Origin of the sequence: Devosia sp. 1635 (assembly GCF_013185955.1) — a bacterium.
GTDB lineage: Bacteria > Pseudomonadota > Alphaproteobacteria > Rhizobiales > Devosiaceae > Devosia.
Genome location: NZ_JABAOM010000002.1, coordinates 522,832 through 545,209 on the forward strand (window position 1 = coordinate 522,832; position 22,378 = coordinate 545,209).

At 63.4% G+C, this 22,378-nt stretch carries 19 protein-coding genes; 7 read left to right on the forward strand and 12 right to left on the reverse strand.

The features are described from left to right. Nucleotides 1–25: 25 nt before the first annotated feature. The 7 genes from HRU92_RS09435 to uraH all read right to left on the reverse strand — a co-directional run bounded on the left by HRU92_RS09435 (nucleotide 26) and on the right by uraH (nucleotide 8,677). Nucleotides 26–949: an ABC transporter permease gene (locus HRU92_RS09435; protein ID WP_172123866.1), complete on the reverse strand. Its 924-nt coding sequence runs from the start codon at nucleotides 947–949 to the stop codon at nucleotides 26–28. Beyond that, nucleotides 949–2,031 (reverse strand): ABC transporter permease, encoded by a 1,083-nt coding sequence (locus HRU92_RS09440; RefSeq protein WP_127753758.1) that lies wholly within the window; start codon nucleotides 2,029–2,031, stop codon nucleotides 949–951. The genes HRU92_RS09435 and HRU92_RS09440 overlap by 1 nt, the downstream gene beginning before the upstream one ends. Next, nucleotides 2,015–3,547 (reverse strand): ABC transporter ATP-binding protein, encoded by a 1,533-nt coding sequence (locus HRU92_RS09445; RefSeq protein WP_172123868.1) that lies wholly within the window; start codon nucleotides 3,545–3,547, stop codon nucleotides 2,015–2,017. The genes HRU92_RS09440 and HRU92_RS09445 overlap by 17 nt, the downstream gene beginning before the upstream one ends. Before the next feature lies 1 nt (nucleotide 3,548). Continuing rightward, nucleotides 3,549–4,412 carry a xanthine dehydrogenase accessory protein XdhC gene (gene xdhC / locus HRU92_RS09450; protein WP_172123870.1) on the reverse strand — a complete coding sequence of 288 codons (864 nt, stop codon included), beginning with the start codon at nucleotides 4,410–4,412 and terminating at the stop codon, nucleotides 3,549–3,551. Nucleotides 4,413–4,527: 115 nt separating this feature from the next. Then, complete coding sequence (gene xdhB, locus HRU92_RS09455; protein WP_172123872.1) at nucleotides 4,528–6,855, reverse strand: xanthine dehydrogenase molybdopterin binding subunit; 2,328 nt, start codon at nucleotides 6,853–6,855, stop codon at nucleotides 4,528–4,530. Beyond that, nucleotides 6,855–8,321, reverse strand: a complete 1,467-nt coding sequence (xdhA, locus tag HRU92_RS09460; RefSeq protein WP_172123874.1) for a xanthine dehydrogenase small subunit — start codon at nucleotides 8,319–8,321, stop codon at nucleotides 6,855–6,857. Before xdhA ends, xdhB begins: the two co-directional genes overlap by 1 nt. Next, on the reverse strand, nucleotides 8,321–8,677 hold the full coding sequence (uraH, locus tag HRU92_RS09465; protein ID WP_127753763.1) for a hydroxyisourate hydrolase: 357 nt from the start codon (nucleotides 8,675–8,677) through the stop codon (nucleotides 8,321–8,323). The genes xdhA and uraH overlap by 1 nt, the downstream gene beginning before the upstream one ends. A gap of 155 nt (nucleotides 8,678–8,832) precedes the next feature. On the opposite strand from uraH, the gene puuE reads away from it, so the two are divergent. Then, nucleotides 8,833–10,251 (forward strand): allantoinase PuuE, encoded by a 1,419-nt coding sequence (puuE, locus tag HRU92_RS09470; RefSeq protein ID WP_173088079.1) that lies wholly within the window; start codon nucleotides 8,833–8,835, stop codon nucleotides 10,249–10,251. A 330-nt stretch (nucleotides 10,252–10,581) separates the two neighbouring features. On the opposite strand, the gene HRU92_RS09475 is transcribed toward puuE, so the two are convergent. Next, entirely contained in the window at nucleotides 10,582–11,349 is a 768-nt protein-coding gene (locus HRU92_RS09475) for an FkbM family methyltransferase (protein ID WP_173088081.1), read from the reverse strand. Nucleotides 11,350–11,796: 447 nt separating this feature from the next. Between HRU92_RS09475 and HRU92_RS09480 the strand changes: the two genes are divergently transcribed. From HRU92_RS09480 to HRU92_RS09500, 5 genes are all read left to right on the forward strand, one after another. After that, complete coding sequence (locus HRU92_RS09480; protein ID WP_172123880.1) at nucleotides 11,797–12,615, forward strand: bifunctional allantoicase/(S)-ureidoglycine aminohydrolase; 819 nt, start codon at nucleotides 11,797–11,799, stop codon at nucleotides 12,613–12,615. A 4-nt stretch (nucleotides 12,616–12,619) separates the two neighbouring features. Then, complete coding sequence (locus HRU92_RS09485) at nucleotides 12,620–13,120, forward strand: ureidoglycolate lyase (protein ID WP_172123882.1); 501 nt, start codon at nucleotides 12,620–12,622, stop codon at nucleotides 13,118–13,120. A gap of 78 nt (nucleotides 13,121–13,198) precedes the next feature. Continuing rightward, nucleotides 13,199–13,717: a hypothetical protein gene (locus HRU92_RS09490; protein ID WP_172123884.1), complete on the forward strand. Its 519-nt coding sequence runs from the start codon at nucleotides 13,199–13,201 to the stop codon at nucleotides 13,715–13,717. Between the two features lie 185 nt (nucleotides 13,718–13,902). Beyond that, nucleotides 13,903–14,679 carry a trehalose-phosphatase gene (gene otsB / locus HRU92_RS09495; RefSeq protein WP_210258558.1) on the forward strand — a complete coding sequence of 259 codons (777 nt, stop codon included), beginning with the start codon at nucleotides 13,903–13,905 and terminating at the stop codon, nucleotides 14,677–14,679. Nucleotides 14,680–14,707: 28 nt separating this feature from the next. Next, nucleotides 14,708–16,114: a trehalose-6-phosphate synthase gene (locus HRU92_RS09500; protein ID WP_127753769.1), complete on the forward strand. Its 1,407-nt coding sequence runs from the start codon at nucleotides 14,708–14,710 to the stop codon at nucleotides 16,112–16,114. A gap of 63 nt (nucleotides 16,115–16,177) precedes the next feature. On the opposite strand, the gene HRU92_RS09505 is transcribed toward HRU92_RS09500, so the two are convergent. The 4 genes from HRU92_RS09505 to HRU92_RS09520 all read right to left on the reverse strand — a co-directional run bounded on the left by HRU92_RS09505 (nucleotide 16,178) and on the right by HRU92_RS09520 (nucleotide 20,367). Then, on the reverse strand, nucleotides 16,178–17,668 hold the full coding sequence (locus tag HRU92_RS09505; RefSeq protein WP_248305105.1) for a DEAD/DEAH box helicase: 1,491 nt from the start codon (nucleotides 17,666–17,668) through the stop codon (nucleotides 16,178–16,180). Between the two features lie 323 nt (nucleotides 17,669–17,991). Then, complete coding sequence (locus tag HRU92_RS09510; protein WP_173088083.1) at nucleotides 17,992–18,783, reverse strand: molybdopterin-dependent oxidoreductase; 792 nt, start codon at nucleotides 18,781–18,783, stop codon at nucleotides 17,992–17,994. Next, nucleotides 18,780–19,598 (reverse strand): cytochrome b/b6 domain-containing protein, encoded by an 819-nt coding sequence (locus HRU92_RS09515; protein ID WP_172125088.1) that lies wholly within the window; start codon nucleotides 19,596–19,598, stop codon nucleotides 18,780–18,782. Before HRU92_RS09515 ends, HRU92_RS09510 begins: the two co-directional genes overlap by 4 nt. Nucleotides 19,599–19,716: 118 nt before the next feature. Further along, a complete protein-coding gene (locus HRU92_RS09520; RefSeq protein ID WP_172123888.1) occupies nucleotides 19,717–20,367 on the reverse strand; it encodes a ThuA domain-containing protein in 651 nt (216 codons plus the stop codon). A gap of 363 nt (nucleotides 20,368–20,730) precedes the next feature. Between HRU92_RS09520 and HRU92_RS09525 the strand changes: the two genes are divergently transcribed. Then, nucleotides 20,731–22,341, forward strand: a complete 1,611-nt coding sequence (locus HRU92_RS09525; RefSeq protein WP_172123890.1) for a bifunctional metallophosphatase/5'-nucleotidase — start codon at nucleotides 20,731–20,733, stop codon at nucleotides 22,339–22,341. The last annotated feature ends 37 nt before the right edge of the window (nucleotides 22,342–22,378 follow it).

A 22,378-nucleotide genomic window follows, 5' to 3' on the forward strand; every position in this document is an offset into this window, starting at 1 on the left:
GCTTGAAACGGTCGTTGGCGCCGGCTCAATTCGTGGGCAGGAACGGCTTGCCGAGGCAGGCCGGAGCATTGGTGGACGCATCGCGCTTGATCGAAATCAGCACGAGCACGATGATGGTCGCGAGGTAAGGCAAGGCGGCCCAAAGTTCGGACGGAATAACCGACAGCACTCCGCCGCCCGCCTTGGCATAAAGCTCCATGGTCATCACGAGACCAAAGAGGTAAGCCCCCGCGAGCAGGCGGAACGGGCGCCAGGAGGCGAACACCACCAGCGCCACGGCAATCCAGCCGCGCCCTGCGGTCATCCGCTCGGCCCATTGCGGGGTCAGCAGCAGCGGGAAACACGCCCCGGCAATACCGGCCATCGCCCCGCCGAACAACACGGCGAGATAGCGCACGAGCTTGACGCTGTAGCCGATGGAATGGGCCGACAGGTCGTTCTCCCCCACGGCCCTCAGGATCAGCCCGGGGCGGGTTTTCTCGAGAAAATACCAGACTGCGACTACCATGAAGAACGAGAAATACACCGGCGCCGAATAGCCGAACACCACCCGCAACGCCGGATGGCTCGCAAGCTCGGCGGGAAACAGCGGCCCCATCAGCTGGATCGGCCGGGCGGAAAACGGCGCGCCGGCGAGGGCGGAAAAGCCCGTGCCGAAAATGGTCAGCGCCAGCCCAGTCGCGGTCTGGTTGGCCGACAGGCTCAACGTCAAAAAGCCAAAGATGATCGAGGTCGCCGCCCCGGCCACCGCCCCGCAAAGCAGCGCGAAATAAGGGTTGCCTGTATAAAACTGCCCCGCAAAGCCGGCAATGGCGCCCACCAGCATCATGCCTTCGACACCGAGGTTGAGCACCCCCGACTTTTCCACCACGAGCTCGCCCAGCGCGGCCAGGAGGATCGGCGTTGCCGCGAACACCAGCGTGACGATGATGGGAATGATGATTTCCATTACGCCGTCCCCGGCGCCGCGGCGCTATGAACCCGGCGCACCCGATAGCGCACCAGCAGGTCCCCACCCAGAAGGAAGAACAGCACCATGGCCTGGAAAATGCCCGTGGCGGCATTGGGCAGCCCGATCGTCGTCTGCGCCACTTCCCCGCCCACAAAGGTGATCGCCATCACGAGCCCGGCAAAGATCACCCCGAGCGGATTTAGCCGTCCGAGGAACGCCACGATGATCGCGGTGAACCCGTAATTGGTCGGAAAGCCCGGCACCATGCGCTGGAACGGCCCGGCCACTTCCAACACGCCCGCAAGCCCCGCAAGGCCCCCCGACACCAGCATGGCCAGCCAGATCGTCTTGTTCTCGGAAAACCCGCCATAGCGCGCCGCATGGGGCGCCGTGCCCACCACGCGCATCTGATAGCCGAATACCGAGCGCGACATGATGAACCACGCCACGAGTGCCACCAGCACCGCGATCGGCACACCCAGATGCACGATCGTGCCCGGCAGGATGGTGGGCAGCCGCGCCGCCTCGGCAAATAGCCGCGTCTGGGGGAAACCCATCCCCATCGGGTCCTTCCAGGGCGCGCGGATCAGGTAATAGATCAGCTGCACCGAGGCATAGGTCAGCATCAGCGAGGTCAGGATCTCGTTGACGTTGAGGCGGGTGCGCAGCAGCGCTGGGATGGCGGCGTAAGCCATGCCCCCGAGCACGCCAGCGAGCACCATCAGCGGCAAGATCCAGGGCCCGTTGAGGCCATGGGTCGCCAGCGCCACCCAGGTGCCGGCCAGCCCGCCAACCACATATTGTCCCTCGGCGCCGATATTCCACACATTGGCGCGGTAGGCGATGGAGAGCCCCACCCCGATAATGATCAGCGGCGCGGCCTTCACTCCCAGATCCTGCCATTTGTAGGAATTGGTCAGGGGCGTGAGAAAGATCTCGCGCACCGCCCCGATCCCGTCATAGCCGATCAGCGAAAAGATGATCGCGCCCACCACCATGGTCAGCACCACTGCCGCCACCGGCGTCAGATAGCGCATGAGTTGGCTGGGCTCGCGCCGTTTTTCAAGCCGGAACAGCATTGCTTGCCTCCGTGGCGCCATGGACCCCGCCCATCAGCAAGCCGATTTCTTCCACACTCACCTCGCCCACCGGCCGCGCCGCCGAGAGGCGGCCAAGATTGATCACCGCCAGCGTGTCGCACAGCGCCAGGAGCTCATCGAGGTCCTGGCTGATCACGACGATGGCGGAGCCTTCGGCGGCCAGGTCCACCAGCGCCTGGTGGATGGCCGCGGCGGCCCCGGCATCGACGCCCCAGGTCGGCTGGCTGACCACCAGCACGCTCGGGCGCTGCAGGATTTCGCGCCCCATGATGTATTTCTGCAGATTGCCGCCCGAGAGCGATCCCGCCATCGAGCCCGGGCCCAGCGCCTTGACCGCAAAATCGGCGATCACCTTGCCCGTATAGGTCTTGGCCGCGCCCGAATTGATGAGGCCCAGCATCACCATGCCGAGCCGATCGCGCGCCGTCAGCACCGAATTGTCAGCCAGCGAGAACTCGCCCACCGCCGCATGGCCATTGCGCTCTTCAGGCACGGCACACAGCCCGCGCTTGCGCCGGCCGGTCGTGTTGAGCAGCCCCAGCGGATAGCCATCGAGCGTAATGGCTTCCTTGTCATCCCCGAGGATTTCCCCGCTCAGCGCATCGAGCAGGGCGTTCTGCCCATTGCCCGCCACCCCGGCGATGCCAAAGATTTCGCCCGCCCGCACGGTAAAGCTCACATCATTGACCGGCACATCGAAATGGCCGGTCTTGTGGGTCGAAAGCCGCGACACGACCAGCTTGGGCGCGCCCAACTGCCGCCCCCTGGCCCGCACGATGTCACGCAGGCCCGTGCCGATCATCTTTTCGGCCATGGAGCGCGAGGTTTCCTGCTTGGGATCGCAGGTATCCACGAGCTTGCCGCCCCGCAGGATCGTCGCCGTATCGCACAGCGCCTTGATCTCATCGAGCTTGTGGGAAATGTAGAGGATCGAACAGCCCTGCGCCGCCAGCTTGCGCAGCACTTCAAAAAGCTGCTCCACTTCCTGCGGCGTCAAAACCGAAGTGGGTTCGTCCATGATCAAGAGCTTGGGGTCGAGCAAGAGCGCGCGCACGATCTCGATGCGCTGCCGCTCCCCCACCGATAAGGTCGCGACCGTCCGGTGCGGATCGAGCAGCAGCCCGTAGGTGGTCATCACCTCGCGAATGCGGGCCTCGAGCTCGCGCGACTTGAGCGAGCCATCCATGCCCAGCGCGATGTTTTCGAGCACGGTCAGCGCTTCAAACAGGGAAAAGTGCTGGAACACCATGCCGATGCCCAGCTTGCGGGCGGCCTTGGGATTGGTGATCACCACCGGCTCGCCGTTCCAGCGGATTTCGCCGGCATCGGGCTGCATGATCCCATAGATCATCTTGACCAGCGTCGACTTGCCGGCCCCGTTCTCGCCCAGCAGCGCATGGATTTCGCCCGGCTTGACGCCAAAGGAGATATTGTCATTGGCAAGAACGCCGGGAAACTGCTTGGTGATCCCGGTCAATTGCAGTCGCAACGGCATGCTAGCGTCCATCCACGGCCCTCAGTTCCCTGGCGCCCTGTACATGCCCAATGTCAGCTTCCCGCCGACCAATCTGAACCATAATTTCTGCCGCCGCTAGTGCCGCAATGACTTCGGGGCGCTTATCCCCAAGCCCTTGGCGGCCAATGGGTGAAACGAGCCGCTGGAGGGCAGCAGGGTCCCCTCCTTCGGCGCGAAACCAGCTGCTGAACCGGGCGCGCTTGGTCGCCGATCCCACCATGCCGATATAAGGACTGTCCGCCCGCTCCAGCGCTTCCTTGGCGAGCAGGAAGTCGAGCGCATGGTCATGGGTCAGAACCACAAAACTGCTGCCCGGCGGCGCCGACCGGATCGCCGCTTCCGGCAGTGGCGTCAGCCGCGCCTCGACGCCTGCCGGCAAGCCAACCAGCTCGCTTGCCCGCGTATCCACCACATGTGCCTGCACCGGTAAAAGCGCCAGCACCTGGGCCAATGCCCGCCCTACATGACCGGCACCAAACACGAAGACATGCGGCAACGCCCGATCTTCCGCCGCCACCCGCTCGAGCAGCGCACCGCGCAAGCCCGCATCGGCATAGCGCAACTGCACCCCGACACGGCCGCCGCAACATTGCCCGATCTCGGGCCCCAGCGGCACATCCATGGCTGCTTCCGCCTGCCCTGAGGCTAGCAGGCGCCGCGCATGGTCGATCACCATATGCTCGAGCGCCCCGCCCCCGATCGTGCCGAAAATCCCTTGCGCGCCTACCAGCATGAACGTGCCCTGCTCGCGCGGGCTCGACCCGCGCACCCGCGTCAGCTCACAGGCAATTGCCTCGCTGTTGGCGCGAAGGAAAGATTGCAGCTGGGGCAGGCGCAAGGTCATGACAGCCGTCCCTGCAAGGAGGCGTGCAGGCTGATCGCCCTGCTTTGGGCTCGTGCCCTCCCTCCCCCTTGAGGGGAGGGCCGGGGTGGGGGTCCAACCGTCGGGCGCAAAACCATCACCCCCGCGCTTCCTGCTTCAACCGCTCGCACCCCATCAGCACCCGCTCGGGGGTCACTGGCGTGTCGAGCCGCGGCGGCAGCTTGTAATCGGCCATCGCAGCCACTGCCATCGCGAGCGCTTCCACCACGCTCATCGCCAGCATCAGCGGCGGCTCGCCCACCGCCTTGGAGCGCCCGATCGTGGGCTCGCTGTTCTCGGACCATTCCGCCAGCCGCACATTGAACACCGGCGGCACGTCGCTTGCGAGCGGGATCTTGTAGGTCGAAGGCGCCTTGGTGCGCAGCTGCCCCTTGGCGTCCCACCACAATTCTTCGCTCGTCAGCCACCCCATGCCCTGGATGAACCCGCCCTCGATCTGCCCGAGGTCAAGCGCCGGATTGAGCGACTTGCCGACATCATGCAGAATATCGACCCGATCCACCTGGTATTCGCCGGTGAGCGTATCGATGGTGACCTCCGAAACCGAGGCGCCATAGGAATAATAGTAGAACGGTTGCCCGCGTCCGGTGGCCCGATCCCAATGAATCTTGGGGGTCTTGTAGAAGCCCGCGGCCCAGAGCTGCACGCGGTTGAGATAAGCCGAGGCCACCAGTTCCGTGAATGGCACGAACTCCTCGCCCGCCATGATGCCCTCGGGCACCCAGACGATCTCGGCCTCATCGCACTGGTAGAGCTTGGCGGCATGGGTGGCGAGGCGCTCCTTGATCTGCCGAGCCGCATCCCAGGCGGCCATGCCATTGAGGTCCGAACCCGAAGAGGCCGCCGTGGCCGACGTGTTGGGCACTTTGGCCGTCGAGGTTGTCATGATCTTGATGCGATCGAGCCCGACGCAGAACGCTTCCGCCAGCACCTGCGCCACCTTGGTATGGAGCCCCTGCCCCATTTCCGTGCCGCCGTGATTGAGCTGGATCGTGCCGTCCTTGTAGACATGCACCAGCGCCCCGCCCTGGTTGTACCAGGTCGCGGTGAACGAGATCCCGAACTTGACCGGCGTCAGCGCGATGCCCTTTTTCAGCACCGGGCTCGTGGCATTGAACGCCAGCACCGCGCGGCGCCGCGCCTGATAGTCCGAACTGGCTTCCAGTTCGCTCACCACCCGCGCGATCACATTGTCGGTGATCGTCTGGTGATAGGGCGTCACATTGTTGCTGTCGGTGCCATAGAAATTGGCCTTGCGGATCTCGAGCGGATCCTTGCCGAGGCTATAGGCGATTTCCTCGATCCAGCGTTCCGCCGCCAGCATCCCCTGCGGCCCACCAAAGCCGCGAAACGCGGTGTTGGACACGGTGTTGGTGTAAAGCGGCTCCGAGCGCGCCCGCACCGCCGGATACCAATAGGCATTGTCGCAGTGAAACAGCGCCCGGTCCGTCACCGGTCCCGAAAGGTCCGACGAAAACCCGGCCCGCGCGCCATACACGGCATCCACCGCCTCGATGCGGCCGGCTTCATCATAGCCCACATCATAGTCGACGACGAAATCGTGCCGCTTGCCGGTTGCCGTCATGTCGTCGTCGCGGTCCGGCCGGATCTTGCAGGCGCGGTTCCATTTCTTGGCCGCCAGCGCCGCCACAGCGGCAAAGAGGTTCCCCTGAGTTTCCTTGCCACCAAAGCCGCCGCCCATCCGGCGCACATTGATCGTGACCGCGTGGTGCCCGATATCGAGCACCTGCGCCACCATCAGCTGCACTTCGCTGGGGTGTTGGGTCGAGGCATAGATCGTCACATCCTCGTCTTCGCCCGGAATGGCAAAGGCGATCTGCCCCTCAAGGTAGAAGTGATCCTGCCCGCCAATCACGACGCTGCCCTTGACCCGCTTGGGCGCAGCCTTGAGCCCCGCCTCCACATCGCCGCGCTGCAAGGTCAGCGGATCGACCACGAGCTTGCGGCCGGCCGCCTGCGCCGCGCGCACATCGCCGATAAAGGGCAGTTCTTTGTAATCGACCACAGCGAGATGCGCCGCCCGTCGCGCCTGGTCGCGCGTTTCGGCCAAAACGGCAAACAGCGGCTGCCCCCAGAACTGCACCTTGCCTTCGGCAAAGATCGGCTCGTCATGCCGGTGGCTCGGGCTGATGTCGTTCTCGCCCGGAATATCGGCCGCTGTCAGCACCCCGATTACCCCCGGCGCCGCCAGCACCGGGGCAAAATCGATGTTGAGGATTTCTGCATGCGCCCGCGTCGACAGCGCCAGATAGGCATGCATCGTGCCCCGCGGCTCGATCATATCATCGATATATTCGGCCGTGCCCGCCACATGCTTGGGGCCGCTATCGTGCCGCGTGGGTTGATGCAGGGTGGAACGCAACAGGGTCGGATGCTTGTTCATCACGCCACCTCCCGCTTCAGCCGCACCTGACCGCCCGTGCATTCATGGAAAAACCGGCGCAACAGGTTCTGCGCCACCAGCAGCCGGTATTCGGCCGAAGCGCGCATATCGCTGATCGGCTGGTAATCCTCGGCAAAGGCCGCCACCGCGCCTTCGATCGTCTCGACGCTCCACGGCTTGCCAACCAGCGCCGCTTCCACCGCCCGAGCCCGCTTTGGCGTCGCCGCCATGCCACCAAAGGCGATCCGCGCCATCCCCACGCTCCCGGCATCGTTGACGAACACCCGGAACGCCCCGCAGACCGAGGAAATATCCTCCTCGCGGCGCTTGGAGACCTTATAAACCGCGAACCGCTCGCCCGCCGGCAGATGCGGCACGGTCACGCTTTCCACGAACTCGCCGGGCGCGCGATCCTGCTTGCCATAGGCGAGGAAATAGTTCTCGAGCTTGATCTCGCGCCGGTGCTCGCCGCGCCGCAGCGTCAGCTTGGCTCCGAGCGCAATCAGCGCCGGCGGCGTATCGCCGATGGGCGAGCCATTGGCGATATTGCCCCCGATCGTGCCCATATTGCGCACCTGCTCGCCCGCCAGCCGGCTCCACAGCTCCTCCATGGCGGGGAAATAGCTCTGCAGGATCGGCAGCGCCTCGGAATAGCTCACCCCGGCGTAAAACCGCACTTCGCTGTCGTTCTCGGCGATGCGCTTGAGCTCCGGCAAATGGTTGATGAAAATGGCCGGCCCGATCGGGCGCAGGAACTTGGTGACCCAAAGCCCCACATCGGTGGACCCAGCGACAATCGTCGCCTCCGGGTTCTGCTCATAAACCTCGGCGAAATCATCCAGGCTGGCCGGCACGATGATCCGCTCCGCCCCTTCCCCGATCTCCACCCGCCTGCCGTCATTGAGCGCGAGGATCCGCCCCTTGAGCGCGATCCGCTCCGCCCGCAGCGGATCGGCCTCGGGGGCGCCATAGGTCGAGATCGCCTGCGCGGCCCGGATGATCGGCGCATAGCCCGTGCAGCGGCACAGGTTCCCCTGCAGCGCCTTTTCCACCGCGCGCTGGCTCGGCTGCGGGTCGCGCATCCACAGACCATAGAGCGACATCACGAACCCGGGCGTGCAGAACCCGCATTGCGAGCCATGGTGATCCACCATCGCCTGCTGCACCGGATGCAGCGTGCCATCCTTGGCCGCCAGGTGCTCGATCGTCACCACATGCGTGCCATGCAGGCTCGCGACGAACCGGATACAGGCCGTGACGCTGTCATAGATGATCTCGTCGCCGATCACCCGCCCCACCAGCACGGTGCAGGCCCCGCAGTCGCCCTCGGCGCAGCCTTCCTTGGAGCCGCGCAAGCCGCGCTCGAGCCGCAGGAAATCGAGCAGCGTCTGCTCGGGCCGCACCTGGTCCAGCACTACGTCCTGGTCGTTGAGGATAAAGCGGATTGCATTTGCAGTGTCGGCCATCAGCTGCCCCGATAAGTGGAATAGGCAAAAGGGCTCACCAGCAGCGGCACATGGTAATGCTTGTCTTCGCTGATCGTAAACCGCACCGGCACCACGTCCAGAAATGCCGCTTCGGGCTCCATCCCCAGCCGGGCGAAATATTGCCCCACATGGAAATGGATCTCGAACTCGCCATGCTGGAACTGCTCGCCTTCGAGCAGCGGCTGGTCCACCCGGCCGTCGGCATTGGTATAGCTCTCGGCAATATGGTGATTATGGTCGCCATGCACAAACAACAGGTCGAGGCGCATGCCCCGCGCCGGCGTGCCGTTCATGGTATCGAGTACATGCGTCGTCAGGCGTCCTGAACCCGCCATTATTCTTCTACTTCCCTAGTCCCCGGCCCGCGAGATTAAACCAATAGCGCCAGCGGGCAACGCCTAATTTTTACCAGCTGGTCCAAATTTGTGCATCTTGGTGCGACGCCCGCGACTCATTAGTCTCGCCCCGACACTTGCCCGGAACTTCTCTCATGAATCGTTACCCCCGCGACATGCATGGTTATGGCCCCACCCCGCCCCACGCCAACTGGCCCGGCGGCGCCCATATCGCAGTGCAGTTCGTGCTCAATTACGAGGAAGGCGGCGAAAACAACATCCTGCATGGTGACGCGGGCTCGGAAGCCTTTCTCGCCGATGTCGTGGGCGCCGCCCCCTGGCCGGGCCTTCGCCACTGGAACATCGAGTCCATGTATGAATATGGCGCCCGCGCCGGTTTCTGGCGCCTGCACCGCCTCTTTACCGAAGCCCAGTTGCCCGTCACCATCTATGGCGTCGCCACCGCCTTGATGCGGGCCCCTGCCCAGCTTGCCGCCATGCAGGATGCCGGCTGGGAAATTGCGAGCCACGGCCTTAAATGGGTCGAGCACAAGGACATGCCCGCCGAGCTCGAGCGCGAGCAGATCCGTGAGGCCATCCGTCTTCACACCATCGCCACCGGCAGCCGCCCCTTGGGCTGGTATACTGGGCGCTGCTCGCTCAACACGGTCGATCTCGTCTCCGAGGAAGGCGGCTTTGCCTATGTCTCGGATACCTATGACGACGACCTGCCCTATTGGCGCGTCCACCAGAACCGCCCGCAGCTCATCATTCCCTATACGCTCTCGGCCAATGACATGCGCTTTGTCACCGCTTCGGGCTTTGACAATGGCGAGGAATATTTCCAGTTCCTCAAGGACAGCTTTGATTGCCTTTATGCCGAAGGCCAGGCCGGCTCACCCAAGATGATGTCGATTGGCCTGCACTGCCGGCTCGTCGGCCAGCCCGGTCGCTTCCAGGGGCTCAAGAAGTTCATCGACTACATCAAGAGCTTCCCCCAAGTCTGGGTCCCGACTCGCTTGGAGATCGCCGAGCACTGGGCGCGCGAGCACCCCTACCAGGCCCCGGCGCTGGTTCCGAGCCAGCTGCCCAAACCCGAATTCGTCGAGCGTTTCGGCTCGATCTTCGAGCATTCCCCCTGGATTGCCGAGCGCGCCTGGGATGGCGAACTCGCCCCCGCCAACGACACCGCGGTGGGCCTGCATTTCGCTTTGCGCACCCAGTTCCGCCTCGCCAGCGATGAAGAACGCCTCGCCGTCCTGCGCGCCCATCCCGATCTGGCCGGCAAGCTCGCCGCCGCCAGGCGCCTCACCGAGGCCTCCACCGCCGAACAGGCCTCCGCGGGCCTTGATGCCCTCACCGACGACGAACGGGCGGAATTCACCCGCCTCAACACCGCCTATGTGGAAAAATTCGGCTTCCCCTTCATCATCGCCGTGCGCGACAACACCAAGGCCACCATCCTCGCCGCCTTCCGCCAGCGCCTCGACAACAGCGCCCAGGCCGAATTCACCACAGCCTGCCGCCAAGTCGAACGCATCGCCCAACTCCGCCTCGAGGCCATCCTGCCCTAGGCCCTCTTTCTTCACCTCCCCCTCAACGGTGGAGGCCGGGTGGGGGTGCGAAAGCCCAAAGCCGCACCTGTCTCAATGCCAAAGCCCCAAACCCTCAGCTCCTGCCCTCCCTCCCCCTTGAGGGGAGGGCCGGGGTGGGGGTCGAGGAAACGGCCACGTCACTCCATCCTGCACCAGCCCTTCACGGTGCGAGTCCCCTGCCCGCACAGCCAGCGCCTCCCTCCCCCTTGAGGGGAGGGATCGAGGGTGGGGGTTCCGGCGCCCGGGCTGACCCAGGATCCACCGCAGAGACGCGACGCAAACCCCGCCACGCAGCGCGCATCAAAAGCCTCAATCCTCCACCCGCAACCAGCACTCCACCGTCAAAATCGTCTCGCGCCGCTCCAGCCCCGCCGAAGCCAGCATCAGATATAATTCCCCCAGCCGCGCTTCCCCGAACGCCAGCGGATGGAACTCGATGATCGCCACGTCGATCTGGCGCAGCAGCATCGGATTTTCGCGGCAGAACTCGTATTCGCCCCCCTCAATGTCCATGATGAGGGCGCTGAACGCCTCTCCCGCTACGGCTTCCAGCGCTTCCACCGTCGTGGTGGGCACGGGCGTGCCGCTCGCCACCACCTGGTTGCTGTCCATATCGGCATCGGTGCTGATCATGGCGCTGGGCTGCCGCGTCACCACGGCATTGACCGCGTGGAACCGGGCGCCATTGGCCATCCTGTTGGCTTCGAGCGTCGGCATCAGCAGCGGATTGGCTTCCACCGCGACATGCAGGTCCCGATTGTCCAGCAGGCTGTTGATGACGCAGGACACCACCCCGATACAGGCCCCCAGTTCCAGCACGCAGGCATTGTGCGGCAGATAGCGCTTGATCAGCGTCCTCTCGGGATACTCATAGGTATCGACAGTGAATTTGCCGCGCATTTCGCGCGATGTGTAGGCAGCGGGAATGGTGAACACCATGCCTTCGCTGCGATAGGTGCGCACAAACAGATCGAAGTATAATCCGGCCACATATTTCGCCGTCCGGTTGAGGCGATAGCCGATCCCTGATCGTGTCGCCCCCTTTAAACCATAGACCACCGTCTGAGCCAGTTTCATGGCTACCCCCCGCAGGTGTGTTCCACTGCCCGGCCCCCGCCCAACGTGGAAAATGCATACGCAAGGAAGGTGGCTTGCCTGATCCATCACGGCAAACCAGCCAGAAGAGCCTACTGGAATACGGCTATCGATCTAGATCGTGACAATGGATCGGCTGGGGTCCGGGACGAAAAAGCGTAGCGAAGTCGGAAGCTTAGCTCTTGGTCGGGGCTCAACTCAGCGCGCCACGGGCCTCTGCAGCGCTAGGACCAAGCCATTAGGGAAAGGCCACCGCGAGAACTGCGTAAGCCGCACGCCTTACGCGGGCCTCTGCCCGCACAAACCGCCAAGCGCCAACCACGGCAAAGCGAGTGTGACAATTGCCGCTCCTCACCGCCGCTTCCCCATGGCCGAGCGGCAAAACACGCTCTAGTGTTTGCCCAGCGTTCACCATCGGCACCCGAGTCCATGCCCCCATCCTATGCCAGCCCCGCTGCGGGCCTTCCGCCGCAGACTGCCCTTCACACCGGCCGCGCCGTCTTCACCGAGGCCTATGCGCTGATCCCGAAAGGCGTGATGCGCGACATCGTCACCAGCTTCCTGCCTCATTGGCACAATACCCGCTGCTGGATCATCGCTCGGCCCCTCTCGGGCTTTGCCGAAACCTTCTCGCAATACATCGTTGAAGTGGCGCCCGGCGGCGGCAGTGAGCAACCCGAGCCCAATCCCGAAGCCGAAGGCGTGCTGTTCGTGGTTGCCGGCGAGGCGAGCCTTGCCATCGAAGGCCAGCCCCACACCCTCGTCGCCGGCGGCTACGCCTTCCTGCCTCCGGGCTGTCGCTGGACCCTCGGCAATCCGGGTTCAGCCCCCCTGCGCTTTCATTGGGTGCGCAAGCGCTACGAGGCGGCCGCCGGCATCGAAGCGCCCACCGCCTTTGTCACGAACGAAACCGAGCAGCCCATCCATTGGATGCCTGGAACTTCGGAGCGCTGGGGCACCACCCGCTTTGTCGAGCCCACCGATCTTCGGCACGACATGCATGTCAACATCGTCACCCTCGAGCCCGGCGCCGTTATTCCCTTCGAGGAAACCCATGTGATGGAGCACGGCCTTTACGTGCTCGAGGGCAAGGCCGTGTATCGCCTCAACCGCGATTGGGTTGAGGTGGAAGCAGGCGACTTCATGTGGCTGCGCGCCTTTTGCCCCCAGGCCTGTTACGCCGGCCCCGAGCGCTTCCGCTATCTGCTCTACAAAGACGTCAACCGCCACGCCAAGCTGAGCTTTTAAGCCCATGAGCGACAACACCATCTTCATCGAGCCGCTGACGGCAGAGGCCTTCGCGCCCTTTGGTCAGGTGATCCAGACCGAGGGCGCCCAGCACTTTCCCATCAACAACGGCAACACCGAGCGCTTCCATGATCTGGCGCAGGTGCAATTGGCCGGCCCCAGTTCGCGCCCCATCATTTCCATTGCTCGCGGCCAGCCCTATAGCCTGCCCCTGACCCTGGCCATGGTCGAGCGCCATCCCTTTGGCAGCCAGGCCTTTCATCCGCTGTCGAACCGCCCCTTCCTTGTGATCGTCGCGCCCGACGAAAACGGCACCCCCGGCCGCCCCCGGGCCTTCCTCACCGCGCCCGGTCAAGGCATCAACTACGCCATCAACACCTGGCATGGCGTGCTGACCCCGCTGGACGAGGCTGCCGATTTCCTCCTGGTCGATCGCGCCGGCGACGGCCCCAATCTCGAGGAATATTTCTACCCCACCCCCTGGCAGGTTGTCGCGGCGAGCTGAACGGCACTGATCTTGGCTAGGCGGGAACAGGCCGGGCGGTCACCGCGTTGGTGAATGCTTGGTTAAGAGGATCCCGCAATGCACAAGACCTCCCTCCCCGCCGCGCTACTCACTGCCACCTTCCTGGCTCTTGCCGGCCCCGTCGCCGCCCAGTCGGGTCTCGGCTGGACGCGCTTGGAGGATCCCGCCCTCGGCTACCGCATCGAGGTCCCGCTCGATCATTATGGTCAGGACGGCGCGGCCGATGCTTCAGGCATCCGCACCTTTGATGCGCTCGATGGCTCGGGCCAGCTCAGCATTTTCGGCGCCCCCAACACTGACGGCCTTAGCATCGCTCAGTTGCAGGAAGCCGTCGCCTCGAGCGGGCAGATCGACAATATCACCTACCGGGCCAGCGGCAATAGCTGGTTTGTCCTTTCCGGCTACGACACCGACGAGAACGGCCGGGAACTCGTGGTCTATACCAAGTTCCTGTTCAACCGCGACCGCTCGGCCTTCGCAGCCTTCGAGATCAGCTACCCCGAAGACGAGCGCAGCCGCTACAACCCCATTGTCACCCGGATCGAAAAGAGCCTGCGCGCGCCAGCCCCGGTTTGAGCTGGCGCGGCAGGCGCACCTTGCCCCCGCGCACCCGAAGAAATTGATCGCAGGGTTGATGAACACGTTCACGATCCGTTAAGACTACGTTCATCTTCGTGGTTTTCGCATGGCGGCCTTGCCCGAGCGAACCATTCCCCTGCCACCGCGTTGGCCTTGCATCCACAGCTCGGAAGGCTTCTGGCATGTCCATGATCGATCATTCAGCGCCCCATACGACGCAGCGCCTCGCCATCTTCACCGATTTCGACGGCACTCTGGTTGAGATTGCGCCAACCCCTGATTCCATTGATGTTCCAGCGTCCCTGCCCGATCAATTGCAGCGCGCCGCACGCGAACTCGACAGCGCCTTTGCCGTGATCACGGGTCGCGAGATTGAGGACATAGACAAGTTCCTCTCTCCCCTGCAACTCCCGGTTGCCGGCGCTCATGGCACCCAGCGCCGCCGCGCTGATGGCACGATGGAAGAGATTGATTCAGAACTCCTTTCGGGCGCCGAACACATCGCACAGGCCGTCACGCCGCTCGTTATGGCGCACCCTGAACTGCTGATCGAAGCCAAGGATGGCGCCGTCGCCCTCCACTTCCGCCAGGCCCCGGAGCTCGAAGAACTCTGCCGCCAGGCCATGCAAGAAGCAGTCAACAGCTATACCGATTTCGCGCTGATCGCCGGCAAAATGGTCTTTGAAGCCCGCCCCAAGGGCATCAGCAAGGGTACCGCCTTGCGCGCCTTCATGCAGGAAGAGCCCTTTGTCGGCCGCACCCCGATCTTTATCGGCGATGACGTCACCGACGAGGACGGCTTCATCGCGGCCCAGGAACTGGGCGGCGTCGGCATCAAGTTGGGCGAAGGCGACACCCATGCGCGGATGCGCATTTCCAATGTTGCATCGGTGCATGCATTGATCCGTGGGCTGGGAGACATCGTCGCGCGCGAGCGCGATGCCCTGCCCCCACACTGAGACCAGACGAAGGGGGGCACCCGTCGCAATGAGCCGCTTGATTGTAGTTTCCAACCGGACCCCGGGCAAATCAGCCGCCGCGGGCGGACTTGCCGTTGCCTTGCGCAAAACCCTGTCTGAGCGCGAAGGGTTCTGGTTCGGCTGGTCTGGCAAATTGACCGACGCCCCCTCGGTCCAAGCGCGCTTCGAGGATGTTGAAGGGCTTTCGGTTGCGACCATCGATCTGACCCGGGACGACCATCAGGCCTATTATGCCGGGTTCTCCAACTCCATCCTGTGGCCCAGCTTCCATCTGCGCCTCGACTTGGCGCATATCGATTCCACCTGGTACGAGGGCTATCGCCGGGTAAACCAGCAATTCGCCCGGGCGCTGCTGCCCTTGCTGCAGCCAGACGACGTGATTTGGGTGCACGACTACCACCTGATCCCGCTCGCCAGCGAGTTGCGTAGCCTTGGCGCCACCAACCGCATGGGCTTTTATCTGCACATCCCCTTCCCCACTGCCGACGCGCTTTATGCCATTCCCCATCATCTCGATTTGATGCGGGACGTCTCTCGCTATGACCTAGTGGGCATGCAGGCCAATCGCGACGTCGCCGCCTTCACCGAGGCGGTGGAGAACATGACCCACACCAATCTTTCGGGCGACCCGCTGCAGCTGTTTGATTTCGCCCGCACCGAGGTTGCCGCCTTCCCCATCGGCTCCGATCCCGCCGCTTTTTCGCGCATGGCCGTAAGCCCCGCCGCCAACAAGATGGTCAAGCGCATGGACCGCGTCCTTGTCGGACAGCAATTGATCCTGGGCGTCGATCGGCTTGATTATTCCAAGGGCTTGCCGCAGCGGGTCGAGGCCTATGAAAAGCTGCTCGAGAACAATAATCGCTTCCGCCGACGCGTCCATATGCTCCAGATCGCGCCCCCTTCCCGGGACTCCATCAAGGAATACCAGGAAACCAGCGACACGCTCGACGCCATCTGCGGCCGCGTCATGGGCCGCTTTGCCGAACCCGACTGGGCGCCGCTGACCTATGTCAAACGCGCCTATGGCCAAGCCAGCCTTGCAGGCTTCTACCGCTTGGCGCGGGTGGGTCTGGTCACGCCCCTGCGCGACGGCATGAACCTTGTCGCCCACGAGTTCATTGGCTCGCAAAACCCAGCCGACCCTGGCGTCCTGGTGTTATCGCGCTTTGCCGGCGCGGCCGAGATCTTCGAGGACGCCATCCTCGTCAACCCCTTCGATACGGATGAAACGGCCGAAGCGCTGCGCCTCGCCCTCGACATGCCGCTGGAGGAGCGTCAGACCCGTTGGCGCTCATTGATGGCTGCCGCTCAGAAACACAATGTGGATGACTGGTCCAAGGCATTCCTTGAGCGCCTCTCCCCCGCGGGAGCTTCCTCGGGCACGCCCAAGCGCGACATCCTTTATCTCGCCTGAAGTGGCGAACCGACCCCGTAAGCAAAAAGGGCGGCTCCGAGGAGCCGCCCTTTTCTGTTCCGTTTAGCCGTTGGCGCGACGCGCCCGCCCGGCTTCCTTCTGGGGCTTGCCCCAGCGCTGCTTGGGCTTGCCATCCACCTTGGCACCGATCAGCTTGCCGGTATCGCCATCACGACGCACGCGGTTGACCTGCCCTTCCGGGCGGGTGCGTGGTGCAGCTTCAGCAGGCGGCCGGGTCCGTGCGGCAGGCTTGCCTTCTTCCGCAAAGGCCGCGAATGGCCGGCGCTCGGCTGGCGAGCGACGATCCTGCTGCGCCGGCTTGGGGTTGCGTGCCGTGCGCGGTCCGGGGCGATTACCGGCTGGCTTATAAGCCGAGCGCGGTGCTTCCACGACGCCGGTGTCATTGGCCAAGTGCAGGTCGCCCGAAACCGGCAGCGTGCGCCGGATCAGCCGTTCAACGTCGCGCAGCTTGCCGCGCTCGGTGCCGTCACACAGGGTAATGGCAATGCCTGAAGCGCCATTCCGGCCCGTCCGGCCGATGCGGTGAACATAGTTCTCCGGATCGTCGGGCAGTTCGTAATTGACCACATGGGTGATGCCGGGCACGTCGATGCCGCGGGCCGCGATGTCGGTTGCGACCAGGATACGCACTTCGCCGGTGGCAAAACCCTTGAGGGCTGCCTGACGCGCATTCTGCGACTTGTTGCCGTGGATCGCCGCGGCCTTGTGGCCGTCGATCTCGAGGCTCTTTGCCACCCGATCGGCACCATGCTTGGTGCGCGAGAAGATGATCACGCGCTCCATATTCTCGGTTTCGCTGGCGAGCAGTTCGTTGAGCACGCCACGCTTGGCCTTGGAGCCCGACATGATCACGCGCTGGTCGATCTTGACCACGGTCGAGCCGGCGACCTGCGCATCAACACGCACTGGATCGTTCAGCAGGCCCTTGGCCAGCTCTGCAACTTCAGGCGCCATGGTCGCCGAGAACAGCATGGTCTGGCGGCGCGTGCCAATGGCCTTGGCGATGTGCTTGACCGGGGCGATAAAGCCCATGTCGAGCATCCGGTCGGCCTCGTCGAGCACCAGCCAACGCGTTTCGTTGAGCTTGATCTTGCCGTCGTCCATCAGGTCCTTGAGGCGACCGGGAGTGGCGACAACCACGTCCACGCCCTTGGCGAGCTTCTGGACCTGGTGGTAACGCGACACCCCGCCCAGCACCAGAACGGTGGAGAGCTGCATCTTGGAGCCCGCAAACTTGCGGATGTTTTCTTCGATCTGCACCGCCAATTCGCGGGTCGGCGCCAGGATCAGCGCGCGGGCGGTCAACGGCCGCGCCTTGCCGGTCAGCGTCAACAGCCCCGCCAGGATCGGCAGGCCAAAGGCTGCGGTCTTGCCCGAACCGGTCTGGGCAATGCCGACCATGTCCCGGCCAGCCAGCAGCTTGGGAATGGCCTGGAGTTGGATCTTGGTGGGCTCGGTGAAGCCGCCGGCGGTCAGACTGTCAGTCAGGACTGCGGGCAGGCCGAGGGAAATAAAATCGTTCAATTCAATCATACTTTCTGCGCCGATGAAGCGCATCGGGCGCGCAGAACAATGCAGCGCGCCGGTCGCCAGCCGCAAAGTGCAGGTGGCGCGTCAACAGGTGCAATCGGGCGATAAAAGGAAAGTATCGCGCGGGTGCTGGCTCGAACCCGGACAAACTGTTTCCGGGCTGACTTCGCCGCTCACCGCAAGGATAAGAAGAGAAGTCCGTCACCACTGATAGCTGCCCGGTCCAAGACCGTGCGGGTGACGATGCACCCTATGTGGAGGAGCCGGGGGCAAATAGCAAGCTTCGATTGTCTCTCCGGCTGCATGGCCGCCCTGCGCCGCCGGGGTTAGATGCCGCCATACCAGTCATAGCCATAGTCTTCCCAATACCCACCATTGCCCCGGCCAAAGGATTGCAGGTCCGCCACCAATTCGATCGTGTGCAGATATTTGGGCTGTTTGTAACCCAGTGCGCGTTCGATCCGCAGCCGCACCGGGGCGCCGTTTGATACCGGCAGCACGTGGTCATTGAGGCCGTAAGCCAGGATCGATTGCGGATGATGGGCGTCTACCAGGTCCGAGCTCTCATAATAAAAGACATCGCCCGAAAGGCCCCGCTCGATATTATCAAAGCAGTGATAAACGCAGAACCGCGCGTCAGGATGGACGCGCGCGGCGTCAAGGATCGGCCCCAACGGCGTACCGGTCCATTTGGCGATGCAGCTCCAGCCCTCGACGCAATCATGCCGGGTAATCTGCGAACGGGCTGGCATATTGCGCAGCTCGTTAAGCGAGAAGCTCAAGGGCTGCTCGACCATCCCGGTGACCTGCAGCCGGTAATCGGCGAAATTACCCTCCTGCAACGCTTTGTATTCGTGCGTCGTCGGCTGGGTCGATCCATTGGGCTTCTGCCCCTGCCGGATTTCGCTGGCGGCATATTCGCGCGCTAGCGTCTGCTCGCCAACAAGGCGGCGCTGCGCCCGGTAGGTCAGCACATTGGCTTGTTCGACGAAGTTGCGGGCGGGATGGTTTTGCTGCCCGAGGAAATCGAACTGGTCGCACCCCGCTAGGATCAGCCCCGAGGCAGCCCCAGCCGAACCCTGCAGGAACCGACGGCGGGAAAGCAGGAGGCGGCTCACGGTCGATCTCCTTTGAGCTTTGGATTACCCGCGCTGATCCGGTACCAGCCGGTAACCATGGAGCGCAGTTCGTTGAACGGCCCCGCCGCAACCACCATCACGAGGTGAACCACAAAGAACAGCACCAGCAGCACCATGGCGCCAAAATGGATCGTGCGCGCCGTTTGCCTCCCGCCAAACAGATCGAGCATCCAGGGCCAGGCAGCGTTGAGCGCCGGGCTCATGGTCAGCCCGGTCAGCACGATCAGGGGAAACAGCACGAAGAGCACGACAAAATAGGTGATCTTTTGCACCGGCCCATAACTGCGATTATGGTGGAGGCGAAAGCGGGCATGATCGACGAGATCGCCTGGCGCCGCCTTGAGGTCGGCAATCCCGGGCACGATGTTGCGGCGTAAATGCCCCTGGAGGAGGCTGGCGACGAACCAGACCAGCATCGTGCCCAAAAACAGCCAGCCGAAAAAGAAATGCACCACCCGGCCGGTCCCCAAATCCCGATAGCTGGGAATGGTCACGGCGCCCGGGAAGGCGGTTAACACAGGACTTTCCGCCGAACCCGACGCGCCCAACACGCCCGTCGTATCAAAGGTCTGGCCAAAAATCCGCGTTTGCCCGCGCGGCCCCTCAGGGCTGTTCACCGCCCCGATCGCCAGCACCGAATTGTCGAATTCAAAGCCCGATTGCTCGCCGATATAAAGCGTGGGATGCGCGTTGAAGATCTGCAGCCCACTCAGCAGCAGGAAGAACAGGCAGACTGCCCATACCCAATGGGTGACGCGGGTGGCCAGCGACTGCCGGTAAACCAGGGGCCCCACGGCCTTCCTGCGGCGCCTTGTGTCTGCCTCACTCACTTGCCGCTCCACTTGTGAACCCATCAAGATACGAAGCGAACAGCACCGCAGTTTCAAGTCAACTCACGGCGATGAGGCCCGGCTATTCTTCGTCGCGAGCCGCCCAGTTGAGGCCCCGGCGCATGATTGTCGCCATGTCGCTGTTCTCGAATTCCTTGGCCCGATGCCCCAGCGTCATGTGGAACACCCGGCCCTGCCCATGGTGCCGCTTCCACACCACCGGCATGGTGACGCCTTCGATCCAGGGCGCGTGTTCGCCGCTGAACGTTGTGGTCGCGAGCACCTCGTTGGAGGGGTCCACATGCATGTAATACTGCTCGGACGTATAGGGGAACGACTTGATCCCGGCCATCACCGGGTCATCGGGCTTGGTCACGTCAACCGTATAGTCGATGATGTTCCCGGGATGGGCGACCCACTGCCCGCCCACCATGAATTGGTACTCCACCGCCTCCCGAAAGGCATCGCTCATGCCCCCGTGATGGCCCGCCAGGCCCACCCCACCTTGAACGGCCTTGGTGAGGTTCTCCACCTCCTCCTTTTCGATCTTGCTCATGGTGAAGATCGGCACGATCAAGGACAGATCGTGGATGGACGGATCCGCAAAGGCGCTCGTCTCGGTCGCCATGCGCACCGAAAACCCATCTTCGTGCAGCCACCGGCGGTAAATGGCAGCACATTCCTCAGGATCGTGCCCAGCCCAACCGCCATAAACAATCAATGCGCTTCGCATGGCATTCCCCGCAAATCAATGGGCGCGGAGATTACCGCATAAACCGCTGAATGGAACCCCGGCCCGACCGCCCTTCATGATCGATTTGGCCTCGCCATCGCCCAGAAACCACCAGCTATGCTGTTGAAGACGGACCGGCAAAGCACAACGCCACCCCTCGAAAAACCTGCCCTGCTGTTCCAGTGTTTCGGCCCAGTTTGGCGGCGGAAAGCGAGAAATCACGGCAATACAGGCCATGATGAGGGAGAGTGAAGTGAACCACTTCCACCTGTCATAAAGACCTGATTAACTTCCCTGAGGTGGTCCGGCCTCGCTTGAGGCGCCATTGCAACAGCACGGTCGAAAGCATCAAGGATGACAGGGATGAAGAAACTGCTCTTGGGCGCCAGCGCGCTCACCCTCTGCGCCACATTTTCTGGCGCAGCCTACGCCGATTGGACGCTAAACATCCTGCACATCAACGATTTCCACTCGCGCTTCGAGCCGATCACGGATTCAGACTCCGATTGCGACGCCGAAACCGATGCGGCCGGCGAGTGCTTTGGCGGTATCGCCCGCCTGAAGTCCATCATCGATACCACGCGCTCCGACATCGACGCGGCCGGTGGCAACTCGCTGCTGCTTTCGGCTGGCGACAACTTCCAGGGCTCGGTCTATTACACCACCTACAAATCCAAGGTCGTTTCCGACTTCTTCAACCAGATGAATTTCGACGTGGTTGCTACCGGCAACCATGAGTTCGACGACGGCCCCGAAGAATTTTCCACCTTCATCGCCGCCGCCGAGTTTCCCATCATCGGCGGCAATTTCGACGTGACCCGCTCCGAGGACCTGCGGGGCAAGATCAAGGGCTCCATCGTTCTCGATGTTGGCGGCGAGCGCATCGGCATCATTGGCGCCACCACCGAAGACACCCCTGAGATCGCTTCACCCGGCGCCGATGTCGAGTTCACCGACGTGATTCAGTATGTGCGGGGCGCCTCCGAAGCCCTTGATGCGGCTGGTGTAAACAAGATCATCCTCCTCAGCCATATCGGCTATACGCTCGACCAGCAGGTTGCCGCCGCCCTGCCCCTCGTCGACGTCATTGTCGGGGGCCACTCCCACACCCTGCTGTCCAACACCGCCGAAGGCGCGGCTGGCCCCTACCCCACCCTGGTCAACAACCCCATGGGCGTGGAAGTGCCCGTGGTTCAGGCCAATCAATACGGCAAGTATCTCGGCAATCTCGCTGTCACCTGGAACGACCAGGGCGAGGTGATATCAGCCGAAGGCGAGCCCTTCCTGATCGATGCTTCCGTCGATGGGAACGAGGACTTCGCCACCCAACTGACCGCACTGGCCGGCCCGATCGAGGAAGCCATGGGCGAGGTGATCGGCACCGCCACCGCGCCAATCGAAGGCTCGCGTGAAGTTTGCCGGGCCATGGAATGCGCGATGGGCAATTTGCTGGCTGACGCCATTCTCGACCGTGTCGCCGACCAGGGCGCCACAATCGCCTTCCAGAATGGCGGTGGCGTGCGTGCTTCCATTGACGCCGGCGAAATCACCATGGGTGAGGTGATCACCGTGCTCCCCTTCTCCAACACGCTCGCCACGGTCGACATCACCGGCGCCGATGTGATCGAGGCTCTCGAAAACGGGGTCAGTGACGTCGAGAACGGCGCGGGCCGCTTCGCTCAGGTCGCCGGGCTCAAATACGCCTTCGATATCTCTCAGCCCGTGGCCAGCCGGGTCAGCGATGTCATGGTCAAGGATGGCGAGAACTGGGTCCCGATCAACGAGGAGGCCACCTACAAGATCGTCACCAACAACTATGTGCGCGGCGGCGGCGACGGCTTTGCCAGCTTTGCCGGCGGCGACAACGCCTATGATTTCGGTCCCCCGCTCGAGCAGGTCGTAGCCGAATACATTGCCAAGCTCGGCGGCGAATACACGCCCTATACCGATGGCCGCATCACCGTCATCAAATAGTGGCCGCCCCGAAATACGAAAGGCGCCCCGAGGGGCG